Below are 21,774 nucleotides of genomic sequence, written 5' to 3'. Positions count from 1 at the left end.
ATGCTGCACGGTTCTTAATAATGAACAGAGCAAAAGTTAAACATGAAATCTTATTTTTCATTTCATTCGTTGTAGCTTCAAGTTGGTTATCCTATACAATAGTGAATCAACAGGAACAAATTGAGCAGCTAGAACAACAGCTGAAACATGAGCAGATGAAGTACAAGATTATTATCAATGATCCGCTAGTGCGAGATGCGATGGAAAGTGGAGGATGATTATGACAGTTGCAGTTTTAGGTTTCACAGGATTCGTAATGATAATGGTCGTTGCAGTAATTGTTGGAAAAAAGATGGACGAGAGGGAAGGTAAATAAAAAAAGCCACTACCTTTTGGGTAAGTGACCTGTGACAAGACTATTTTACCATAAAGGGGTGGCGTTTGTGAGATTTCAATGGCTTAAAAACTACCAAGACTTAGAAGAACAAATACTCTTCATGAAATGGAATCTTAACAAGAGTAGGTTGGAATTAGATCGATGGATCAACGGTGATTTAGCAAACGTGCGCCTTGAAAAGAATTCAAGATCATCATCGTTGGAAGAAAACATCAGGATTATAGAGAATGAACTAGAGCTTCTTGAAAAAGAAAAAGTTGAACTGATGGAATTGATTGATTCGTTCAGCGGTGCGGACAATCAAATTGTTAAATTAAAGTATATTGATGACATGGATGTTTATGATATAGCAGATGAGACGGGTTACAGCGTATCCTATATCAGAAAGCGGCATACAGAGATTCGCAAGACATTATCATTCGTGGATGAGTATGAGGCAAGGCGAGAGGAACGCTTGAAGAAGCAAGAAGAAATGGACTACTATTCAGCGGATCAAGATCAGTTGAGCTTGTTTTGACATTGCCACAAAATGCGACCTCAAAGCCTGTGTATATTTCTTGATTTAAACGGGTTATAGTAATAGCGTAGAAGAAACGGAGAGTCGGTTGTTGGACTACTCACAATAATCCAAATACCGAAAGGAGGCTAATCCCTCGTCGCTTTACTTCTTTGACGGATACGAAAGACAGCACAATTTTTTGAAAGAGGTGGATCATCTCATTTCGAAATTCGCTAGTGCTGTCTTTTAATATTGAAAGATATTCTGTAATAGATGATACTATATATAAAAAAGGTGTTGAGTAAATATATGATAGGGAATATTTTTTATGATGTCCATGGAGATTTCATTTGGTCTAGTGTAGCTGCGATTGTAGCTGCTGTGGGCGCTGTGATATCATTTGTTTTTTCTTTGCTGAGTTTTTTAAATACAAGAAAAATGGGAATAAAGCAAAATATATTAGAACAAAAAAAGATTGATGCCGATATTATTTCTAAATCAAGAATGCATTGGATCGATAGTACAAAAGAAATTGTAACATCATTTCTAAACGCTTCTTTGAAATTATCTAGTTCGTACGTTATGTTCTCAGAGAAAATTAGGCAATACAATGAATACAATATGAGGGCAGCCAATTTTAAAGCTTTAAGTAATGATAAAAAAATATCTCATACAGATCGAAAAAAATACAAAGATATTTATGAACAATGGGAAATACAAGACAAAGTGAATTTTGATTTAGATATGAAAAGTAGAGTCGATGATTTAAATAATACTTTGGAAATTGTAAAAAAAGAATTTATGTTAATAAAATTAAACTTTAGTAACAATGAAGAAAATAACAAAATAGTAAAACTAGCCGAGGAGATACACGAGAACCTTCGTAAATATTCATTGAAAAGTAGTTGGATGCAATTTGATTCTGCTAACGTAGTTGACAGTAATATTCAACAATCTAGGAAAATGAGAGATGATGTAGCAATAGAAGTAAATAAGTTAATTGTCATGTTAAGAGATTACTACAAAAAGGAATGGGAAAAGGTTAAAGCAGGTAAATAAGAGTTGGATATTTTAATAATGTAGTCACTCCGTGCGAGTGGCTTTTTATTTTGTATAAGGAGAGATGGGTATGAAGAAACCACAGGATCACAGAAAGAAACTTATTCCAGAAAAACAAGACGATTTTATCAAGATGCTGACCCAGTTAAGAGAAGAGAAGGACATGGATGCTGTTGCTGATCTTTTCTGGAAAATTATTACGGCATACGGGCTGAAGGTAGATGAACTTGCAGCACTAAATTATTACATGATGAAGCGATCACTTGAGGCACCTGTCAACGCAACGTTTATAAAAGAACATATGAACCTCGATGTTACACAGCTAGGAGTAGATGGAATCTTACAAGTGCAAAGAGCCTTGGTAAATGTTTATGTTGAGCAGTTAGCCAAAGAACAATGATACCTGTTGTTAAAACCAAAGCGGATCGAGCTAGGTTTTATGGATCGACTAAGTGGAGAAATCTAAGGCAGGCAATACTTGAAAGGGATCATTATGAATGCCAGTGGTGTAAAGCAGAAGGCAGACTGACTACACAGTATGATTCGATACTGGAAGTCGATCACATCAAAGAGTTACAAACAAATCCAGAGCTTGCGTTTGATCCGGACAATCTAAGAACGTTATGCAAGGACTGCCACAACAAGCGACACGATCGGATGAACTATCGTGGGCAACCAAAGAAAAGAAAGTGGGACGATGAGTGGTGGTGAGTGACAAACAAAGAAAACAGAATCCCAAAAATGAATATAAAATCAAACCAAAGTGGGGACCAACACACCCCCGGTCGAATTGTTTTGGGGTCAAATCCCAATCTAGGGAACCGGTGGGAGGGGTCAATTCTGGAAATGTAGCACAAATTTTTTACCCCTCCCCCCCTCCTACCCCATCACATTGAAATTAGAAAGAAGGTGATTAGTTTGGATTCTAAGTTAGTTGGATCGAGAATGAAGCAAAAAAGACTTGAAAATAGGATGACACAGGTTGATGTAGCAACTAAAAGTGGAATTTCTAGTAAGTACTATGGAAGCATTGAAAATGGTAAAAATTCACCTAGTATTGAAAAGCTAAGTTCAATAGCGAAAGTGCTTGGATGTAGTTTACATTTCTTACTGAATGATCGCATGGACGATATGGAAAAGCGCGTGACAGAAGAAAAGAATCGTCTTCAACAAATATTCAATAAAATCCCTCGTGACAAACTTAGTTTAGTTGAAGGACTAATTACTCAAGCTGCAAGACTAAGAGTTTTGTTAGATGATAATTGGAAAGATATTATTGAAAACGGAGAATATGAGAAATTCAAGCAAAGCGAAAATCAAATGCCTTATGATAGAAAAAGACCAATTGTCGAAAATTATGACAATAGAGATAAAACATACCAAGCTATTATCAAGCAACTCACCGATTCATTACCGCAAAATATGAAAGTAGACAAAAAAAGTAAGTTACTTGGTAGGAAATAGAAATGCTTACTACCAAGCATGTTGATCAATATATTCGTAAATGGAAATCTGGTGAGTTAGTCCTTAACGAAAAAAGGATACAACTTTTAAAATTAATAGAAAAAGAGATTTTACCTCGTGACGATATTTATTACTTCGATGAGGAACAAATAAATAATTATATTGAGTTTAGTCAAGCTTGGTATTTTGATTTAGATGAATGGGAAAAGTTTATTTCCGCATTCATCTTTTTGTTTTACAAAGAAGATGATGAAGTTGTTTTTGATGAATTTGTTATTAATATGGGTCGTGGCGGTGGTAAGAATGGGTTTATTTCAACGTTAGCAAATTATTTTGTTAGTTCGCTTCATGGAATTGATTACTATGATGTTTCTATTGTGGCCAATAGTGAAAAACAGGCCAAGCGAAGTTTTCAAGAATGTTATCGAGTTATAAATAAAAAAGGCAATGAAGATCTGAAAGAAGAATTTGAAGCCTATAAAAGTAGCTTAACAGGGTTAGAAACTCAGTCCGTTTTTGAATATAAAACAAGTAATGCAAGTTCTCAAGACGGTGGACGAGAAGGTGCAGTAATCTATGACGAGTACCATGAAATGGAAAATACAGATATTGTAGATGTATTTTCTGGTGGCCTTGGAAAAGTGGACCATGGTCGTCAGTTCTTTATTGGGACAAAGGGATTTGTGCGTGAAGGTTACTTTGATATCAAGTATCGGGAATGTGAAGACATTCTGAATGGTCTATCAAAGTTTAAAGGTGTTTTCCCATATATATGTGAGCTAGATGATATTGAAGAGATGGATGATCCTGATTATTGGGCAAAAGCAAATCCGGCGTTACAGCCACCACTGAATAAACGTGGCAAGCGTCTTTTCAACGAAGTGATGAAAAAATATAAAAAGCTAGCTACTGAACCATCTGGTCGTTCAGCATTCGTCACTAAGCGAATGAATTTTCTCGAAGACAATATGGAAAACTCTGTTGCTACCCGAGAAGAAATAATGGCAACAAACCGGCCATTCTTTGAATTAGATACGGTGCCGATCGGATCTCTCGATTTCGGTAGTGTTCGAGATTTTGCTACTTGCGGTTTACTATTTAAAAATCGAAAGAAGTTGGAGTACGCATTTAAGACATTTACTTTTGCGATGAAACATTTTTGCGATGTTCACTACGGTTACTCGCTAAAAGAGCAGTTAGTTGGTAGTGAAAAAAGGGCACCAATAAAGACTTGGGAAAGAATGGGACTGATGAAAATTATTGATGAGCCATCTTTGAACCCTAAGTATATAGTTGATTGGTTTATTAAAGCTAGAGAGGAATATGGTGTGCGAGTTATCGTCATGGATAATTACAAGGCAGATATTTTGGGGCCTATGCTTGAAAAAGAAGGATTTGAAGTAGTTCGATTGAAAAGGCCGGCTAACTTACATCCGTTATTAGCGCCTCGTGTAGAAGATGGATTTGCAAACCATAAATTTATTTTTGGTGATAATCCGTTAATGCGCTGGTTTACCAATAATGTGTATGTGAAGGAAACACAAGCAGGTAAACAATTTCTGAAAAAAGAGGAAGTTAAGCGTAAAACAGATGGTTTTCAAGCGTTTATTCATGCTTTATATAAAGCAGCAGAATTGGATGATCAAGTTGACTACGATGATGCCTTTGATATGTTGGATGATATTGAATTTTAGTTGAATAAATTGTTCTACATTGATAATATTTAATTTATGAAAATCAATGGAGGAGTACTATGGAAATCTGTAATTCATACTATTTAATTCCGAACAATAAAAATCAAATTACCTGTACGAAATGGTTGGAAAATTTCTTTAATCCTGAAGCAGTTAGGGAAAAGGAAAATGCAAAAAAAGAGGGAACTGTGGTTATTGATGTTCCGATAACGATTAAATGGACTGAATTCACAGTGGAATATAAGAAAAAAATGTATAAGGCGTTTTACAAAACATATTATGGGAATGCTAAAAATAGGAAAGACTCTGGTTTCTATTTAGACATAAAAATAGATTATCAGAATAATAAAAGAAAATATGCAGACGTATTATCGGCTATAATTCAAGACTTGAAAAAACATAAAAAAAACGATTTCTATTTAGTCATTCTTAATGATGAATTATCAAGATATTTTGCTGAAATTTCCTATAAAAGTTTGTCTATGTATGAAAGAAAACTGAGACAATTATTATTAGTTATAACCACGCCAACAGAAGGTAAGAATTGGTCTGACAGTTTAGGTGATAATAGTACTCTGAATTCAAAAGAAAAAAACAATATTGAACAGGGGTTAGAAGAACTTGATTTGTCAGAGTTTGAAACGTTGTTTTTCGATAAAGTAGTAAATTTTGATGAATATAATTATGATAGTAAATTTAAAGTAGAAAATATTGATCATCTCGAAAAAGAAGAAATTATTGAAATAATTAAAAGCAACAAACCTGAGAGTTTTTGGGATAGGTACATCCAAAAATATATCCAAATTGACAACATTGCTGTGAGAATGAAGAATATCAGAAAACAAAGAAATAAAATCGCACATAATAAATATTTTTCATCTGAAGATCAAAAAAAATTTATGAGAGATGTGAGATATGTATCCAAAAAGATTGATGAAGCCATTGTTGAAATAATGAGTCATAAAGAAAAATTCAACATTGATTTTATGAATTTTGACTTGAATCAGCTGAAAAAAATTGCAGAAACAACTGAAAAAATTTCGAAACAATACTCGGAAATTTTATCAAAAACCAATCTTGCAAACTATTTAAAAACAATAGAATCGGTGGTATCAAAAATTACCTATACTTCTTTGTTCAATAAGGCTGAAGATGATTTTGAGCTCTAGAAATAGGGCTTTTTATTTTACCTTGAAAGGTGGTGAAAATATGTGAGTTTATTTGATGTCTTTAAGCAGTCCATACGTAATGAAGAACCTTCAGACTGGATTCCTGATCTCGTCTATGGTGATGATGAGTCCGCTCGAGCATATCTGAAAATTATGGCAAAGAATACAGTGCTAGATTTTGTCGCAAGGACCATGTCCACACTGGAAGTAAAGTTCAAAAACAAAGATGGTACTGCTGATTGGGAATACATTTTGAATGTTCGACCCAACAATGATATGTCAGCTGCAACGTTTTGGGAAAAGTTTTTCTACCGACTTATGGACGACAACGAAGTGCTGGTCATTTTTACTGAAGATAACCAATTGCTGATAGCTGATGATTTTTCTCGTACAGAATACGCCGTTTATGATGATGTGTTCACTGGCGTAACAGTAAAGAACTATGTATTTCAAAAAAGCTTCAATATGTCAGATGTGATCTACATTGAATACAACAATGATAAACTTGATCGTTTTACAAAGGGCTTGTTTGAGGACTATTCCGAGTTATTTGGGCGAATCATTGAAATTGCAATGCGAAATAATCAAATTCGTGGATCGGTGTCTATCGATTCGACCGGAAGTATTAACGAAGAAAAAGGAAAAGACGGCAAGACACGAAGTCAAAGATTACAAGAGTATATTGACAAGGTCTACAATGCATTCAAAACAAAATCCGTAGCAATTGTAGCAAAGATCAAAGGATTTGAGTACGAGGAATACACCAACAAACAAGGGGTTTCCAATCAATCACTTGATGAGCTGAACAAAATGAAAACATCGTTGATAGATGATGTAGCCAACGCCATAGGAGTTCCTACGGCGCTTATTTATGGTGAAAAAGCTGACCTTGATTCTAATCTAGATGCTTTTCGTAAACTTTGTATCACACCACTAATGAAGAAGCTTCAGGATGAACTAATGGCGAAAATCATTACAAAAAAAGAATACAAGAACGGCGAGAGAATCAAAGTATCGAAGGTATTACCTAGAAGTATCGTCGAAGATGCAACTCAGATCGACAAGGTGGTATCAAGCGCAAGCTTCTTCCGGGATGAAGTACGTGAAGAATATGACTATGAACCTTTGCCTAATGGAGAAGGTAAAAAGCTAGTAATGACCAAGAACTATGAAGAAACAGCGAAAGGGGGTGAGAACGAAAATGCCGAAAGTTAAAAAAGTACCGTTTCAATTTACCAACGAAATCCAAAATGGTAAGCACATTCTCACCTTAAGTGGCAATGTCCAAAAGAAATATTGGCGTGATGATGATGTTATTAATGCGAAAGATATCCGTGAATCACTGGATACAGTCACAGATGATATCGTGATCAAACTGAATAGTCCTGGCGGCGATGTGTTTGAAGGGATTGAAATTTACAACTACCTAAAAGATCACCCATCAAATGTCACTGTCGAAGTAACTGGTTTGGCAGCCAGTGCTGCAACTTTCATCATTGCTGGCGCTGACGAAGTGATCATGAATGTTGGCACTTCATTGATGATTCACGAAGCTTCAACATTCGCTTGGGGAAACAAACAGGATATCCAAAAAACTTTGAATGCTTTGGAGACCATCGATGATTCAATTCTGGCAATTTATTCTGATAAGACCGGTCAAACTACGGATCAATTACGGGAATGGATGAATGAAGAAAAATGGTTCACAGCAGATGAAGCTGTTAAGTTTGGATTTGCTGATTCTGTAAAACGTGCTGAACCTCAAGAAGAACCGCAGGATATTGCATCAATGATTCAAGATGCAGTTGCTGTTGCTATGTCTAATATAAGCCAACCTGTAACAAATCAAGTGGAACAAGAACCGAAACCAAAATCATTAATCACACGTTTGCGAAAAGGAGAATAAACTATGTTAAAAATTACAGACAAAACTGCAGATGCGAAGAAAATCTTCAACGCTATTTCTGCAAAAGAAGATGCAACACCTGAACAAGTAAACAATGCTTTAGAAGCTTACGTCACAGCCATTGCAGAAGATGCAGGTGCACAAGTACGTGCTGAGTACGAAGAATTAAAGAACGTAACTGACAACCGTGTATTAGAAGCTCGGGGAATCCCAACCTTAACTGCTGAAGAAACGAAATTTTATAATGAAGTCTCAAAAGCTGGCGGATTTGACAAAGATTTAGTATGGCCAGAAACAATCTTTGAAAAAGTATTCGAAGACTTGGAAAAAGATCACCCTTTGTTGCGCTTAATCAACTTCCAATCAACTGTTGGTAAAGTCAAGGTCATTCGTTCTCGCCGTAAAGGTGTAGCTGTGTTTGGACCGTTACACAAAGATTTAGAAGGGCAACTTGATGCGGAATTCGACTCGACAGAATACACTCAACTTGCATTGACTGCTTTTATGCTAATTTCTAATGATACATTAGACTTAGGGCCTCGTTGGATCAATCGGTATGTACAGTTATCTTTACGTGAAGCTGTTTCTGACATCTGGGAAGTGAAGATTGTCACTGGTACAGGCAATAACGAGCCGATTGGTCTTTTGAAAGATTTGGATGGAGCTGTTACTGGAGGTGTCTATCCTGATAAAGCATCGGCTGGTACTTTGACTTTCAAGGATTCTGCTACTATGGTAAAAGAATTTGCTAAGGTACTGAAAACTGCTTCAAAATACACACATCGTGTTGGTGACAACGATACTGACGGCGAGACTAAATATCGTAAGGTTTCAGGCAAAGTGTATTTGATTGTAAACCCTGTTAATTATTACGATATTGTGGCTCGAGTTACAACCCAAAATGCTAACGGCGTTTTTGTTTCGAACTTGCCATTCATTTCGCAAGATCATATCATCGAATCCTTAGATGTTCCTGAAAATAAATTGATTGCATTTATTGACGGCGAATATGATGCCACTCAATCTCGTCCTGAAAAAATTGCAGTTTACAAAGAAACCTTTGCAATGAAACGTGCAACTTTGTATGCGATTGATATGTTGGGTAACGGACAACCAACAAACAACGATGCAGCTCAAGTATATGATATTGCTATCCCTGCAGATGTTGACGGTGGCTCGGGGGAGTAATTTCCCCCACAGGAGTGACGCTGAATAAAACCACTGTCTCTCTTGTTGTCGGGGGAACCGAAACTTTGACTGCTACTGTTGACCCAGAAACGGCTACTGACAAATCAGTGACGTTTACAAGCTCAGATGCTGCAATAGCTACTGTTACGCCAAAACAAGGCAAAGTTACAGCTGTCAGCGCAGGAACTGCTACGATCACAGCAACAACAGCTAACGGATTGACTACGGAGTGTGAAGTGACTGTCACTGCAGAATAAGGAGGTGGCAGTAAATGAATGAGCAGACCTTTATTGATGAATACAAATCTCGCTTTCGTATTTTTCATTCCTCGGAAGACGTAGATATTGGCAAGCAACTGGAAAATGGGTTTGCCGATATTAAATCGATCATTGGAGAGTTCGATCCTACAAAGTATGAAAAGGGCAAAGAATTGGTTTATGAGCGTACACGTTATTTAAGAAACGAAGCACTCGAATACTTTTATGCCAATTTCCAAGTGATGATCATGGATGCTTCGATAGATTTAGTAGGTGATCAAGTTGCCGATTAAAACAAAATATGAAAGACCTGAAATTGTAGCCGGTGATTTGAATACACCGGTTACATTTTTTGAAGTAAAACCAAACGATGGGCCTGAACCGGGTGAACAAGAAAACAAGAAATTGTATTACTGCACTTGCTTAGTCTACAATCCTTCTTCTAAGGATAGGGATATTCTTAGCGGAAAAGGAACAAAGAAAGCTGTCACAATCAAGATTCGGGATCCATTCACAGATTATTTGCCAAACAATGCGCATAAAGTAGTCTTGGATGATTTCCGATACAAAGATGATGTGTGGGATATTGTAGATTTTGCGCCAGATGTTGAGAATAACGATTTTCTTAAAATCATCTTGGGGGTGACTTCATGAGCGTTTCAGTTAAAGGCGTGGATGAGATTCTAAAGAATCTCGAAGCCAAGCTAGGTCCTGCAAGAACAAACCGGATCGTGAATAAGTCGCTTAGAAACTATGGGAAAAAATTGCAACAAGATGTGCAAGAGGCGGTATCCAGTTACATGGATACTGGTGAAACGCATGACACAGTAATTGTTTCCGGAGTGAAAAAAGGACCGCCTAAAACGATCGAAGTTGGTTGGGGTCAAGGTTCAAGATGGCGCTTAGTGCATTTGAGTGAGTTTGGCTATACTCGGTTTGGTAAGTACATTAGCCCTAGAGGGATGGGAAAATTGCAAGGTGTGGTTGATAAAACAGAAGGATCTGCATTTGAGGAGATGCGGTCAGAATTGGAGGAGTTAGCACGATGAAAGATATGATGATGGAAGTCTACAACGTTTTATCTGCTGATCCTACGATTGCAAAAGAGGTTACTGCAAAGAACATTAAATTCTATGAAGTGCCTGAAAGCTTCGATTCGACCAAACCTTTTATTATCATCGATACACCACTTGGACCGCCAACTAGTGCTTACTATGCAGCCAACAAAGAGATGTCACAGACGTTCAGCTATCAAATTAATGTTGAAACTCAATCAAGGATTTTGACGAAAGAAATTGCTAAAGCAGTGAAAGCTGCGATGTGGGGATTTGGTTATGCTCAGTTAAATGGTGGACTTGACGAATATTTCCCTGAAACAAAACGCTTTGTGGATGCAAGGCGATATCGAAAAAATACACAAATTCACGACACTGATTATTAATCGGGTCTATTTTATTAGGAGGAATTAACAATGGCAGAAACATATGGTTTTAGTACATTATCTACACGGGTCTTGAAAACAGATTTAACACCCGATACATCAAAACAAATTAGAGTGCTTGAAGGTAAACAAAAAGAAGGTGGACCTACAGCGTTTGATTTGACTGGTCTATCAAAAGAAATTCAAAAAGTTTTCGCAGGGGATCGGGAGTACTGGATCGCTGCAAAAGGTACGGGAACTGTTGCCGCTAACTTCGGTTTGCTTGATGTTCCAGTTGCTATTGAACAAGAGTTGCTAGGTTTAGTTACATTTGGGGATGATGGCGGTATTGATGGATTCGGTGATAAAACGGAGCCTCCATACGTGGCAACTGTTGCTGAAGCTGAAGATCTATATGGCGAACCAGTCGCATTTGCAATGCTTGCAGGTAAATTCAATCGTGATGGCTATTCATTAGCTACTAAGAATGACGAAGATTTTACGCCTGAAGCCGGTGAATATGTATTTAATGCTATCACTCGTGATATCACAATCGGTGAAAAAACAGAGAAAATGAAAGTGTTGCGTGCATTTGGTGCAGAAAACGTTGCTTCGTTAAAAACTGCTGTTCTCGGTGGTCCAGTTACACCTCCAAGTGGCGGCGGTGAATAATGGTGGTGAATAATGAAGGGAAAGGTTAGTCTTCGGACTAGCCTTTTTATTTTTGATTAATAGGAGGAATTATACATGTCAGAAATTGGAAAAGAAATCAGATTGGATTTAATGATCAATGGAACAAGAAAGACCTTCACACAAAGCCACGTACCGTATTCAAAAGCTTTAGATTACACGGATGGTGAAGCAAAACTTTTCAAGAAGGATGATGAAGGCAATGATATTGCTCCTTCAGCCAGAGCGCTTACTGAATTCCGTGCTGAGTTTGTAGCCGGCTTGTTTGATGATAAAGATTTAACCGGAACTGTCCTTTTAGATGGTATCGATGCATGGGACAGAGATTTGATCTTGGAAATCATCATGTATCGTGTCTTAGGTTACGAAAAAGACGTGGAAGAATCAGATCCAACAGACAAGAAAGGCCCAAAAGGAAAAAAGGACGAAAAATAAGTTCGTCCGATCATCATGAGTTACAGCTAGATGTTGTGAGATCGATATTGAAGATTTATCCCAGTTGGACAATCAATGACGTTCTGAATACAGATACGCTGTACCTTTATGAAATTATGTTTAAACAAACGCCAAAAGGAAAGAAAAACAAGAAACGCAAAGAAATTAAGCCATTGTCTGATTTAGTCAAAGGGAAAGGGGGCGGATGATTTGGCTGGTGCAACTCCTTTAGGAAATATGGTCATAAAGCTAGGGTTGGATGATGCCGATTTTGGGAAAGGCATTGCTAATTCTAAAAAGCAAGTACAATACCTAGCAAAAGAAATGCAAGCAAATATGAAAGTAGCTGATTTGGCAGGGAACAAACTTGGCAAATTAGGCACTCGATACGATGGTTTAACACAGATTATCAAAGCACAAGAAAATCAAGTGACCGCCCTCAAGAAAGCCTATGATGGTTCATTTGTTGATGGTAAAGCTACTGACTCCACGAAACGGCTGGCTAACCAATTACAAGATGCTAACGGTAAACTGGCAAACTATAAACTACAGTTACAAAATACTGCAGGAGCGATTGCTGACTATCAAATCAGAAATGAAGGTTTAACTGGTTCAATCAATAAAGCAAGCGATGTTTTAATAAACAACGGCAAAAGACTAGGGGACATAGGGTCTATTTTGACAAAAGGCTTAACTGTACCTATTGCGGCTGGCGTGACTGCTGTGACTGCCGCTGCTATTAGTTGGGAATCAGCATTTGCTGGTGTAAAGAAAACATCAGACGAAGTGGTGGATAGCAATGGTAATGTTGTTTATTCATACGATGATCTTGAAGCGAGTTTAAGAAATCTTGCAAATGAACTACCGTCAACCCATAGTGAAATAGCTGCTGTTGCCGAAGCTGCAGGGCAGCTGGGGATCCAAACAGACAATGTTTCTGCATTTACTAAAGTAATGATCGATCTAGGCGAGTCAACAAACATGAGCGCTGAAACAGCTGCTACTGAGTTGGCTCGTTTTGCTAATATTACTCAAATGTCGCAAGATAAATTTAGCAACTTAGGTTCTGCATTGGTTGACTTAGGTAATAACTTTGCAACAACAGAATCTGAAATATCGGCGATGGCATTACGGTTAGCAGGTGCAGGTGCTCAAATTGGTATGTCCGAAGGCGACATTTTGGGATTTGCAGCAGCATTAAGTTCTGTTGGTATTGAAGCGGAAGCTGGTGGGTCTGCCTTCTCTAAAGTGATGGTTAATATGCAATTAGCTGTTGAAAAAGGAGCGGGCTCATTTGACGAGTTGAAAGCACATGCCGAGGATCAAGGTGTTTCTTGGGAAAGATTAGTAACAGCGGTGCGAAATGGTGGCAAAGAACTAACTGGTGTTTCCAAAGAAATGGGATTTACATCTGCAGAACTTAAAAAGATGTATAAAGAAGCTGACAATTCGAAAACTAGCTTGGAACAGTTTGCTGATGTTGCCGGAATGACTGGTGACAAATTTGCTGAAATGTTCAAATCTAATCCATCTGCAGCAATTATGAAATTTGTCGAAGGATTAGGGAAAGCCGAAGAACAAGGTTCGTCTGCAATTAGTGTGTTGGATGACATGGGTATAACTGAAGTTCGGTTAAGAGACAGTTTGCTGCGTGCAGCTAATGCCAGCGGAGTATTTGCTGGGGCGGTAGAAATGGGTAACAAAGCATTCGGAGAAAATACTGCACTTGCTGAAGAAGCTGGCAAGCGTTACGAAACAACGGAATCCAAACTAAAAATGCTTAGAAATGAGGCAGTGAATGCTGCTATTGATTTGGGAGGTCCTTTTGTTGATGCATTAAGAGATGGATTAGAATCGAGCAAACCTCTAATCAAACAAATCGGTAATCTAGCTGAGGCGTTTAGCAATGCAGATCCTAAAACCCAACAGATGATCGTAAAATTGATAGCTGCTACTGCGGCCGCTGGCCCTTTGTTATCGATTACCGGAAAATTAAGCGGCACAATTGGAGGGTTAGGAAAATCCTTTATTGATCTAAGTGCAAACATGGCCAAAAAAAAAGCTATCGATGAGGTTAAAAAATCATTTATTGATGGAGATATTTCCGCCAATGACTTTCTAAAAACTTTAGCAAGTGGGTCAGGCACCATGACACAATTTGGAGCTGCAGCCAGTGGGGCGGCAGGATCTGGAGGCATAGGAGCCATGTCGGCTGCGCTCGGTCCATTAGGTCCGCTTATTCTTGGTATCGTTGGTGTTGGTGGTGCGCTTGCAGTCGGGTATGGTGCATGGAAATTATTCGGTGAAGAAGCTTGGAATTCTAGTCAACGTGTTCAACGATGGGGAACTGATGTTGGAGAAGCAGTTGATGGTACCTTAACAAAAGTGCAGGATAATACGCAAAAAGCATCAGGGCAATTCGGTTTAATGGCAGATGGATTTGCCACTAACTCTGACTCTATGATCTCAAATTTTGAGAAAATAGGTCAGACCATTGAAGACAGCCTTGTGAAGAAAGTCGAGGGCTTGGATAAATTAATAAAAGAACTTCCTGAATCTGTTAATTCTTCTGTCAGTGAAATGGTAGAAGACGAAAAAGTTAAGGCGGAATCTGCATTACAAACAGTTCAAGAGAATACCGCAAGAATCACAGAGATAAAGAAAGCAGCTAGTAATAGCAATCGAGAGATTAGTGTATCTGAAGCAAAAATTATTCAAGATCTGGCGAAAAATACAACTCAAGCATATGTTGAAACTTTAGATGTTTCTGCAAACGAGAAGAAAAAAATACTTGCAGCCATGAACGCAGATGTAGCAAATGCAACAGAGGAAGAAGCGAAATTGTGGTTGCAATCTTTAGGTAAGCAAAGGCAGATAGCCCAGCAAAATGCAACTTTAAGTAGACAAGAAAAAGAAAAGTACCTACAAGATTTGGGATACAACTTAGATGGTGAGTTCGCTAAGAAATTTCTGGCGGCTTGGGATGAGATAAATTCAACGACTGTAAAAGGTTTTGATTCTCAAATGGAAACGATTCTTAAAAAATATCCTGAATTACAAAATGAGGTCTCTCTTGCAAACGGTCAACTAATTTCAAGTATGGGTGATTATGCTGATAGTGCAATTGCAGAAAACGAAAAAATCCTAAAGAGCGCTTCTGACTTATCAAGAGAATTGGCATCAAATGCAGAAAAGAATGCGGAAAAAATCTCTTGGACTGCATCAGAATCAAGTAAGGCTGGAAAGAAAGCAGCTCAAACTTGGAATGATTTAGTTTTTGATGAAAAGACTGGAGAAGTTAAATCCAATGTTGCAGAGGTCGTTACAGAAGCTACTAAAGATTCTATAACGTGGAATAATTTGAAGCTAGTAGTCCATGATGCCGACTTAGATAGTAATGCAAAAGACGTTATCGGTGAAGCTGCAATTGCTAATGGTTGGTGGGGCGGTATGGCTTGGTCTGATAAAAAAGCCATACTACAGGACGAATTTTCGATAACAATGTACAAAGCATTAGAAGACTCGGGAAAATGGGCAGAGATGTCATTTGATGAGAAAAAAGCATTCCTTTACTCTAATACTCCTGAAGTCATGGCAGAAACAATGCTTAATTTGGGGATGTGGGAGCAATTTCAACCCAAGATTAAAAATTTGAATGCTGAAAATTATGATCTCTTAAATGCATTAAGCTTTTCGAAAACCTCATTAAACGAGTATAACGCACTAGATCCAGAAGTTAAAAGATTGATAGCAGAAGATCCAGCAACCTTAACGGTTAGTCAATCTAAGAAAATGCTAGAAACATATAACAGTGTTTCTCCAGAGCTGAAAAGATTATTGGGAGACAATACAAATGTAAATAGCATATTGGCAAACTCTAAGAGCAAAATCAATGATTACAATGCTACTGGCGTTGGTGCGAAACATTTACATGCAACAGCAGATTATTCTGAAGTACTAAGAGCGAAGAGTGAAATTGCTCAAGTATATAGCAAAAATGTGGTAATCGATGTTGAGTATCGTGGGAGAAGAACAGGACAAACAGCTATTCCAAATGCCAAAGGAACAAATTACCACCCGGGTGGAGATATGATCGTAAATGATCAATCAGGACCATTATACAAAGAGTTGGTTCAGTTTCCTGGTCAGGCTCCATTTATACCTCAAGGTCGAAATGTGTATATTCCCAATGCTCCTGCAGGAACGAAAGTTGCTCGAGCTAGTATCACCAAATCGATCATGCGGCGCTTGGGCATTCCAAAGTATGCTGACGGCGTGGGTATTCCGGAAGATTCCTCATTGGTTCGGAACTTGAGAAGTATGAGTCCATCTGTAGAGCCAACATCAACTACGATTGTTAATACGCAAGACTATTCGGACAAACTTGATCAATTGATTGCCATAATGTCTTCCTTTGGAAAGGATCTCCGAAACGTGAAATTTGAACTGAATCGTAGAGTTTTAGGCGATGTGATTATAGAGGAGTCTAATCGAAGAGAACGAACACAAAGCAGAGGAAGGGGGATAAGAGGTTGATATCAGATGTAACTATAATCTATAGTGGATCAAATTTAACAGAAAAAATGGACTTAGATGAAGCTCCTGATTGGGGCATACTTCCGGACGTTGAGAATGTCTATGAGGATCAAACCAAAAATGATGGTAAAAAATTTAAGTACAAACGAAATCAAGGGAAATCTATCCCTCTTAGCTTCCTGATGGCTTCCGAAGATTATATTGCTGATCGTGATGCTCTATCCCTGATTCTGAATCAGGAAACACCCCAACAGTTGCAAATTTCAATTTTTAAAGATCGTTATTGGAATGCTATTATTGATGGCTCATCATCGTTTGTCAGAGAAATGGATGATAAGAATCAAGCAAGGATTAGTCTTTCATTTTATGTGCCAGAAGGAATCGCACATGCTACAAAGACTGATATCTATACCACTCAATCAGATACATTCACCGTCAATAATAAAGGGACATACAAATCATATCCAATCTTAGAAGCAACGATGCCAGGAGACAATGGCGTGGTTGCTTTTATCAACAATAGAGGTAAAATCTTGCAATTTGGTAATCCCGATGAAGCTGATGGAGTTGGTTACACTGAATCAGATCGTGTCATTTGGGATACGGTCATGATTGCTTCTGCTGAAGCAAGCCGGGGATGGAAAACAAATGGATACCAGTTTGACGGTTTGTGGAATGGAACGGAAAAACTAAATGCTAACGGCACTAGGAAGTTTGGATCAGATGGCGGCTACGGATTTGTAACGCCGGATTCTTACGGAACTGGCACACAAGGCTTCAAAGGGATCACGTATGGTCGTAAGGTGTCGCCTGATTCACAAGGACATGTCGGGGCAAAAGATTTTGAGTCTCGCCATGGTGTGTGGTTTGAAACTGGAAATATTCGGCAAACAGGTATCTACATTGTGGAACTGCGTGATGCTTCAGGAAAAGCGATCTGCTCAGTCGTATTTTACAAACTTTCTTCTTCAAATAATAATGCGAAAATCCGAATCAATGTAAAAGGCAATTGGAAAGAATGGTCCTTTCAACCGACTGCATGGAATTTCTATACAAAGAAAGGCAGAGAGTTTTCGATTGTAAAAGAAGGGAACTTATTGAGATTTCATGTTGGGGGAGTCGCCAACGGCGGCTTTATCCATTCCATTCGATTAGATGAATTGAAGGACGTTGAAGTGACTGATGTTGTTTATTATATGGGAGTTCCTGTAAATGGCACACCGTTATCACATATGAAACTCACTCATTCCACATTTCGAAAAGATAAAGTTGAGAAGGTTCGAGATGTGAAGAATCTTTTTGGGGAAGCTGATGTTCTGCGAGCAGATTGTAGTACGGGAATTGTCACACTAAACGGAATCGAGCAAAAAGGCTTGGGCAGTTTAGGGAATGACTGGGAAGAATTCTTTTTAGAACCTGGGATCAATCAAATCGAGTGTATTTATTCCTCTTGGGCACAAGCGCCAAGTTTTAAACTTTACAATCAGGAGGCTTACTTATGATTATCTTTTTTTTCGATCGTTTCTGGAACCCTCTTGGAAAAGCTTCAGCAAAACTGCCTAAAGGAGTTACTTACTATGATGATCACGAAGTCGAAGATGTCGAAACTGGCACTTCGACTTTTGAAGTCTATGTGGGATTTGACGAAGAAAATCGAAATATTGTGCGAGCATATGGTCAGGAAGCAACGTATTTTGTCACTACTGATCAAGAAGGCCATGGAAGACTATGGTCTGTCATTGATGATGAATCAGATGAAGAAGCAATGTTCCACTACTTTTACGGTGAAGATGCGGGTATGGATCTAATTAATGAGATGCTCCCAGCGTGGGGATCGCCAGGTAGTGCTAAACCGATCGTTTATTATATCGAACGAGCAGCAGCAGATTCGGGCTTTGAAATCGGAATTAATGAGATTCCTAATCTGACTCGAACATTGGAGTGGGATGGAGAAGCGACCGGGTTAAATAGACTGCAGTCTATTTTTACGCAATTTGACAACGCAGAATTACAATTTCGCTTTGATATTGATGAAAACACACTTGAGTTAAAACACAAGTATATTGATATCCTAAAGAAACGAGGAAATGATACAGGTATTGAGCTTCGGATGAATCGTGAAGTGAAAAATATCCGGATGAAGCGCAGTCGAGCAAACATGTTTAACGCTTATCGATGTTACGGTGCAACACCTGAGGGAAAAGAAAATCCAATAACTTTAAACGGCTACTCTCTGACCACCGCACAAAAAGAAATTAATCCTGAGACCGGCAAAGCAAGATTTGTTCTGAGTGGAAATATTTTGAAAGATACCGAATCAAATGCTAAGTACAGCCGCTATCTTAATCCCTACGAACAAGGCGAAGACGAGGGATACTACACAGGTATCTATAACAGCGAAGCAACAACACAGAATGCTTTGGCCAACGAAACCATTCTTCAGTTAAAGAAGACAGGCTATCCAGAGGTAAATTATGAGGTCGATGTTATTGATGCTCCACGTACCTTAAAAGCTGGTGATTATGTTTCGATCGTCAACGATAAAGATGAACTTTACCTAGAAGGACGTATTCTTAAAACGGATCGTAGTAGGAGTAACGACACTTTTGAAATTACTTTAGGAGATTATCTGATTCGTGATAGTGGAATCGCTGAACAAATTCAAGCAATGGCAGACAAGCTTAAAGGAAAAGATGGAGTAAGCAACTTCATCTTCTATGCTTATGCAGATGATGAAAAAGGGACTGGTTTTAGTCTGAATCCTCAAGGGAAGAAATATACTGGTTTAACGGTTAGTTTAGTGAATCAGCAGCCGAGTGATCCAAGTGTTTACACATGGAGTCTGTCAAAAGGTGATGATGGAGAAGATGGACAAGATGGAAAGGACGGAGAAGACGGTCAGGACGGACAAGATGGATTGACGTATTTTCCCCATCGTGCTTGGATGATGGCGAACGGTACCTTTACTAAGGAATATCCGAATGAAAATTTGTTAAACGGTAGCTCAAATTGGACAGAACTAGATATGCCATCAAGTTCATATTTCACTCAATTTGGCACTGAAGTAGAGATGGTTCCGGGTAAAACATATACTTTCTCAATTGAAGTTAAAAAGTTAGTTGAAGATAGCGTTCCGATCAACTTGCATATTGGATTGGGGGAAAATAAAAATTATACATGGGATTTTCCTACTTGGAGGCAAAATAATATCCCTATGAACTCAAGAGTGGTTTTAACGTATACGATTAAAACCACGGATATTGTAAATCTGCGGAAATATTTTGCTTGGAGATTGAGAAATGAACAGAGAGCTACGAAAATTGCGTATAGAATTGTCAAACTAGAAGAAAGTGATACCGCAACTATCTTCACAACACCGCCTTCAGTAGACTATGAAAATGCCTATCCAAAATACGAGGGATTCTATTCAGATACGAATCAAATTGGGTCTGATAATCCTGACGATTACAAACCATGGACACCATTCATGGGACCACAAGGGCCTACCGGTGGAATTGGTCCAACGGGTCCTCCCGGAGCAAATGCACAAGAAGTGTTTTCCGGTTATTTGACTAACGAAGCAATTGTATTACCAGCAAACTCAGCAGGGACAGTCACAGATTTTAGTGCTGCAAATGGCACATTTATCACATTCTTGGGTCAAACCCAACAGACCACAGGTGTTGCTTATTCACTTGTTTCCCAATCGGGTATAACGGCGAACATAAATGCATCGACAGGTGTGTATACAGTCACTGCGGCGAGTGCAGATATGGGGATGGCGATTTTTCGAGCAGTTAGAAACGGTGTCACCATCCAGAAGCAAATCATTGTGACCAAATCTAAGCAAGGCTCTGCTGGTAAGGGGGTTATCTCAACTGACATTACTTATCAAGTAGGATCGAGTGGTACAACAACCCCTACGGGAAATTGGCTCTCAGCTATCCCAACAGTTCCTGCGGGTCAGTTTCTATGGACAAGAACTATCTGGACGTTTTCAGATAGCACTTCCAAAACCGGATATTCAGTGAGCAAATCGGGAGAAACTGGTGCAACAGGGAATGGTATTTCAGCTACCTCTATCAATTATGTTGCCTCAACATCCAGTACAACTGTTCCTACATCTGGTTGGACAGCAGCTATTCCCGCAGTGCCAGAAGGTCAGTATTTATGGACTAGGACAAGGCTAACGTACACTAATGGTAATACTAATGAGAGCTATACGGTATCTAAGCAAGGGCAGAAAGGTGACCCGACCGGTCTTGTCGCTCAGAGTACTGTCCCTACATCGCCATATGTTGGTATGCTTTGGAGAAACACCGGAACAAATAATGGCTACTTACTTAATGGGACTTACCGTTGGAACGGATCTGCTTGGGAGATCTATGTATTTATTGCTGCAAATATTTCCGTTGAAAATTTGGCGGCCATTGTTTCTCGTATAGGTGAAATTTACAACGATTATTCTCGAACGTATAACGATAATACAACCGCTATAGGTACCTTATCAATAAAAGATGCGGAGATCAATAACTCTGGCGTTATAAGAAATTCGTCAGGAGTTGTGACACAATCCTACGAACAGATTCTTAGTCATCAATTATTATCAATGGCTAGGTATAGCGGGTCAGCTGCAGGAGATCAAAATGAGTTGATCGCATCTGCTTCACTTTCTTTTGATACGTTGACTTTAAATGATAGAGCAAATGGCTTTTCTGGAATGATACATGCGAGACAACTAACTGATACACCATGGATTAACTTGTCTTATGCGGCTGGTTTCAGGACTTCTGAAAATAATCCCTGCCAGTATCAGATCTCATATAACATGAAGGGAAAGAGAACAATTACCTTCAGAGGGCAGGTTGAGCGAACAAGTGGTGCTATGACAGGGACAACCTATCCTTTTGGGATAGGCACCGTTCCAGCTTCTATAAGGCCGACCGGAAACACATTTAAGCTAGCTGCAGGAGACGCAACAGAATTGCAAACAGTTCGTGTCGCTATGTTGGGGACAGCGCAGCCAAGTATCGGGAATTCTATACAAATTAAGGTTGTTGGAAATTCTCAATACGTTGATATATCTGCTTTAACATACGACATACCATAGAAACGGAGGA

General features: G+C 38.6%; 21 protein-coding genes. All 21 read left to right on the top strand.

Annotated features, from left to right (window positions below; translation table 11 throughout):
- The first annotated feature begins 20 nt into the window (after nucleotides 1–20).
- The 21 genes from ACI3E5_RS06160 to ACI3E5_RS06060 all read left to right on the top strand — a co-directional run bounded on the left by ACI3E5_RS06160 (nucleotide 21) and on the right by ACI3E5_RS06060 (nucleotide 21,764).
- Nucleotides 21–218: a hypothetical protein gene (locus ACI3E5_RS06160; protein WP_375360090.1), complete on the top strand. Its 198-nt coding sequence runs from the start codon at nucleotides 21–23 to the stop codon at nucleotides 216–218.
- Nucleotides 219–383: 165 nt separating this feature from the next.
- Nucleotides 384–854 (top strand): hypothetical protein, encoded by a 471-nt coding sequence (locus ACI3E5_RS06155; protein WP_375360052.1) that lies wholly within the window; start codon nucleotides 384–386, stop codon nucleotides 852–854.
- 291 nt (nucleotides 855–1,145) lie between these two features.
- Complete coding sequence (locus tag ACI3E5_RS06150) at nucleotides 1,146–1,895, top strand: hypothetical protein (RefSeq protein WP_375360051.1); 750 nt, start codon at nucleotides 1,146–1,148, stop codon at nucleotides 1,893–1,895.
- Nucleotides 1,896–1,965: 70 nt separating this feature from the next.
- The gene (locus ACI3E5_RS06145; RefSeq protein ID WP_498821082.1) at nucleotides 1,966–2,295 is read left to right on the top strand and encodes a hypothetical protein; all 330 of its coding nucleotides are present in this window, start codon (nucleotides 1,966–1,968) and stop codon (nucleotides 2,293–2,295) included.
- Entirely contained in the window at nucleotides 2,292–2,606 is a 315-nt protein-coding gene (locus ACI3E5_RS06140; RefSeq protein WP_375360049.1) for an HNH endonuclease, read from the top strand. The genes ACI3E5_RS06145 and ACI3E5_RS06140 overlap by 4 nt, the downstream gene beginning before the upstream one ends.
- 198 nt (nucleotides 2,607–2,804) lie before the next feature.
- Complete coding sequence (locus ACI3E5_RS06135; protein WP_498855855.1) at nucleotides 2,805–3,359, top strand: helix-turn-helix domain-containing protein; 555 nt, start codon at nucleotides 2,805–2,807, stop codon at nucleotides 3,357–3,359.
- A 2-nt stretch (nucleotides 3,360–3,361) separates the two neighbouring features.
- Nucleotides 3,362–5,053 (top strand): terminase large subunit domain-containing protein, encoded by a 1,692-nt coding sequence (locus tag ACI3E5_RS06130; protein WP_498821077.1) that lies wholly within the window; start codon nucleotides 3,362–3,364, stop codon nucleotides 5,051–5,053.
- Between the two features lie 59 nt (nucleotides 5,054–5,112).
- A complete protein-coding gene (locus ACI3E5_RS06125; RefSeq protein WP_498821075.1) occupies nucleotides 5,113–6,222 on the top strand; it encodes a hypothetical protein in 1,110 nt (369 codons plus the stop codon).
- 42 nt (nucleotides 6,223–6,264) lie between these two features.
- On the top strand, nucleotides 6,265–7,437 hold the full coding sequence (locus tag ACI3E5_RS06120) for a phage portal protein (RefSeq protein WP_498821073.1): 1,173 nt from the start codon (nucleotides 6,265–6,267) through the stop codon (nucleotides 7,435–7,437).
- The gene (locus ACI3E5_RS06115; protein ID WP_498821071.1) at nucleotides 7,424–8,128 is read left to right on the top strand and encodes a head maturation protease, ClpP-related; all 705 of its coding nucleotides are present in this window, start codon (nucleotides 7,424–7,426) and stop codon (nucleotides 8,126–8,128) included. The genes ACI3E5_RS06120 and ACI3E5_RS06115 overlap by 14 nt, the downstream gene beginning before the upstream one ends.
- 3 nt (nucleotides 8,129–8,131) lie before the next feature.
- The gene (locus ACI3E5_RS06110; RefSeq protein ID WP_498821069.1) at nucleotides 8,132–9,316 is read left to right on the top strand and encodes a phage major capsid protein; all 1,185 of its coding nucleotides are present in this window, start codon (nucleotides 8,132–8,134) and stop codon (nucleotides 9,314–9,316) included.
- A gap of 20 nt (nucleotides 9,317–9,336) precedes the next feature.
- Entirely contained in the window at nucleotides 9,337–9,573 is a 237-nt protein-coding gene (locus tag ACI3E5_RS06105; RefSeq protein WP_275626239.1) for an Ig-like domain-containing protein, read from the top strand.
- Nucleotides 9,574–9,587: 14 nt separating this feature from the next.
- A complete protein-coding gene (locus ACI3E5_RS06100; protein WP_498821067.1) occupies nucleotides 9,588–9,866 on the top strand; it encodes a hypothetical protein in 279 nt (92 codons plus the stop codon).
- Nucleotides 9,856–10,227, top strand: a complete 372-nt coding sequence (locus ACI3E5_RS06095; RefSeq protein WP_194185611.1) for a phage head-tail adapter protein — start codon at nucleotides 9,856–9,858, stop codon at nucleotides 10,225–10,227. The genes ACI3E5_RS06100 and ACI3E5_RS06095 overlap by 11 nt, the downstream gene beginning before the upstream one ends.
- The gene (locus ACI3E5_RS06090; protein WP_156232543.1) at nucleotides 10,224–10,622 is read left to right on the top strand and encodes an HK97 gp10 family phage protein; all 399 of its coding nucleotides are present in this window, start codon (nucleotides 10,224–10,226) and stop codon (nucleotides 10,620–10,622) included. Before ACI3E5_RS06095 ends, ACI3E5_RS06090 begins: the two co-directional genes overlap by 4 nt.
- The gene (locus ACI3E5_RS06085; RefSeq protein WP_498821066.1) at nucleotides 10,619–11,014 is read left to right on the top strand and encodes a hypothetical protein; all 396 of its coding nucleotides are present in this window, start codon (nucleotides 10,619–10,621) and stop codon (nucleotides 11,012–11,014) included. The genes ACI3E5_RS06090 and ACI3E5_RS06085 overlap by 4 nt, the downstream gene beginning before the upstream one ends.
- Nucleotides 11,015–11,044: 30 nt before the next feature.
- The gene (locus tag ACI3E5_RS06080) at nucleotides 11,045–11,665 is read left to right on the top strand and encodes a phage tail protein (protein WP_113850022.1); all 621 of its coding nucleotides are present in this window, start codon (nucleotides 11,045–11,047) and stop codon (nucleotides 11,663–11,665) included.
- A gap of 75 nt (nucleotides 11,666–11,740) precedes the next feature.
- Nucleotides 11,741–12,118, top strand: a complete 378-nt coding sequence (gpG, locus tag ACI3E5_RS06075; protein ID WP_270289924.1) for a phage tail assembly chaperone G — start codon at nucleotides 11,741–11,743, stop codon at nucleotides 12,116–12,118.
- A gap of 210 nt (nucleotides 12,119–12,328) precedes the next feature.
- Nucleotides 12,329–16,654, top strand: a complete 4,326-nt coding sequence (locus ACI3E5_RS06070) for a phage tail tape measure protein (protein ID WP_498821063.1) — start codon at nucleotides 12,329–12,331, stop codon at nucleotides 16,652–16,654.
- Nucleotides 16,651–18,156, top strand: a complete 1,506-nt coding sequence (locus ACI3E5_RS06065) for a phage tail family protein (protein WP_498821061.1) — start codon at nucleotides 16,651–16,653, stop codon at nucleotides 18,154–18,156. The genes ACI3E5_RS06070 and ACI3E5_RS06065 overlap by 4 nt, the downstream gene beginning before the upstream one ends.
- Entirely contained in the window at nucleotides 18,153–21,764 is a 3,612-nt protein-coding gene (locus ACI3E5_RS06060; protein ID WP_498821060.1) for a hypothetical protein, read from the top strand. Before ACI3E5_RS06065 ends, ACI3E5_RS06060 begins: the two co-directional genes overlap by 4 nt.
- The last annotated feature ends 10 nt before the right edge of the window (nucleotides 21,765–21,774 follow it).

Source organism: Candidatus Enterococcus avicola (assembly GCF_047470845.1).
In the GTDB taxonomy this organism is placed as follows: Bacteria; Bacillota; Bacilli; order Lactobacillales; family Enterococcaceae; genus Enterococcus_D; species Enterococcus_D casseliflavus.
Note: the sequence above shows the minus strand (reverse complement) of the source record. Positions and strands in the feature narration are given on the sequence as shown.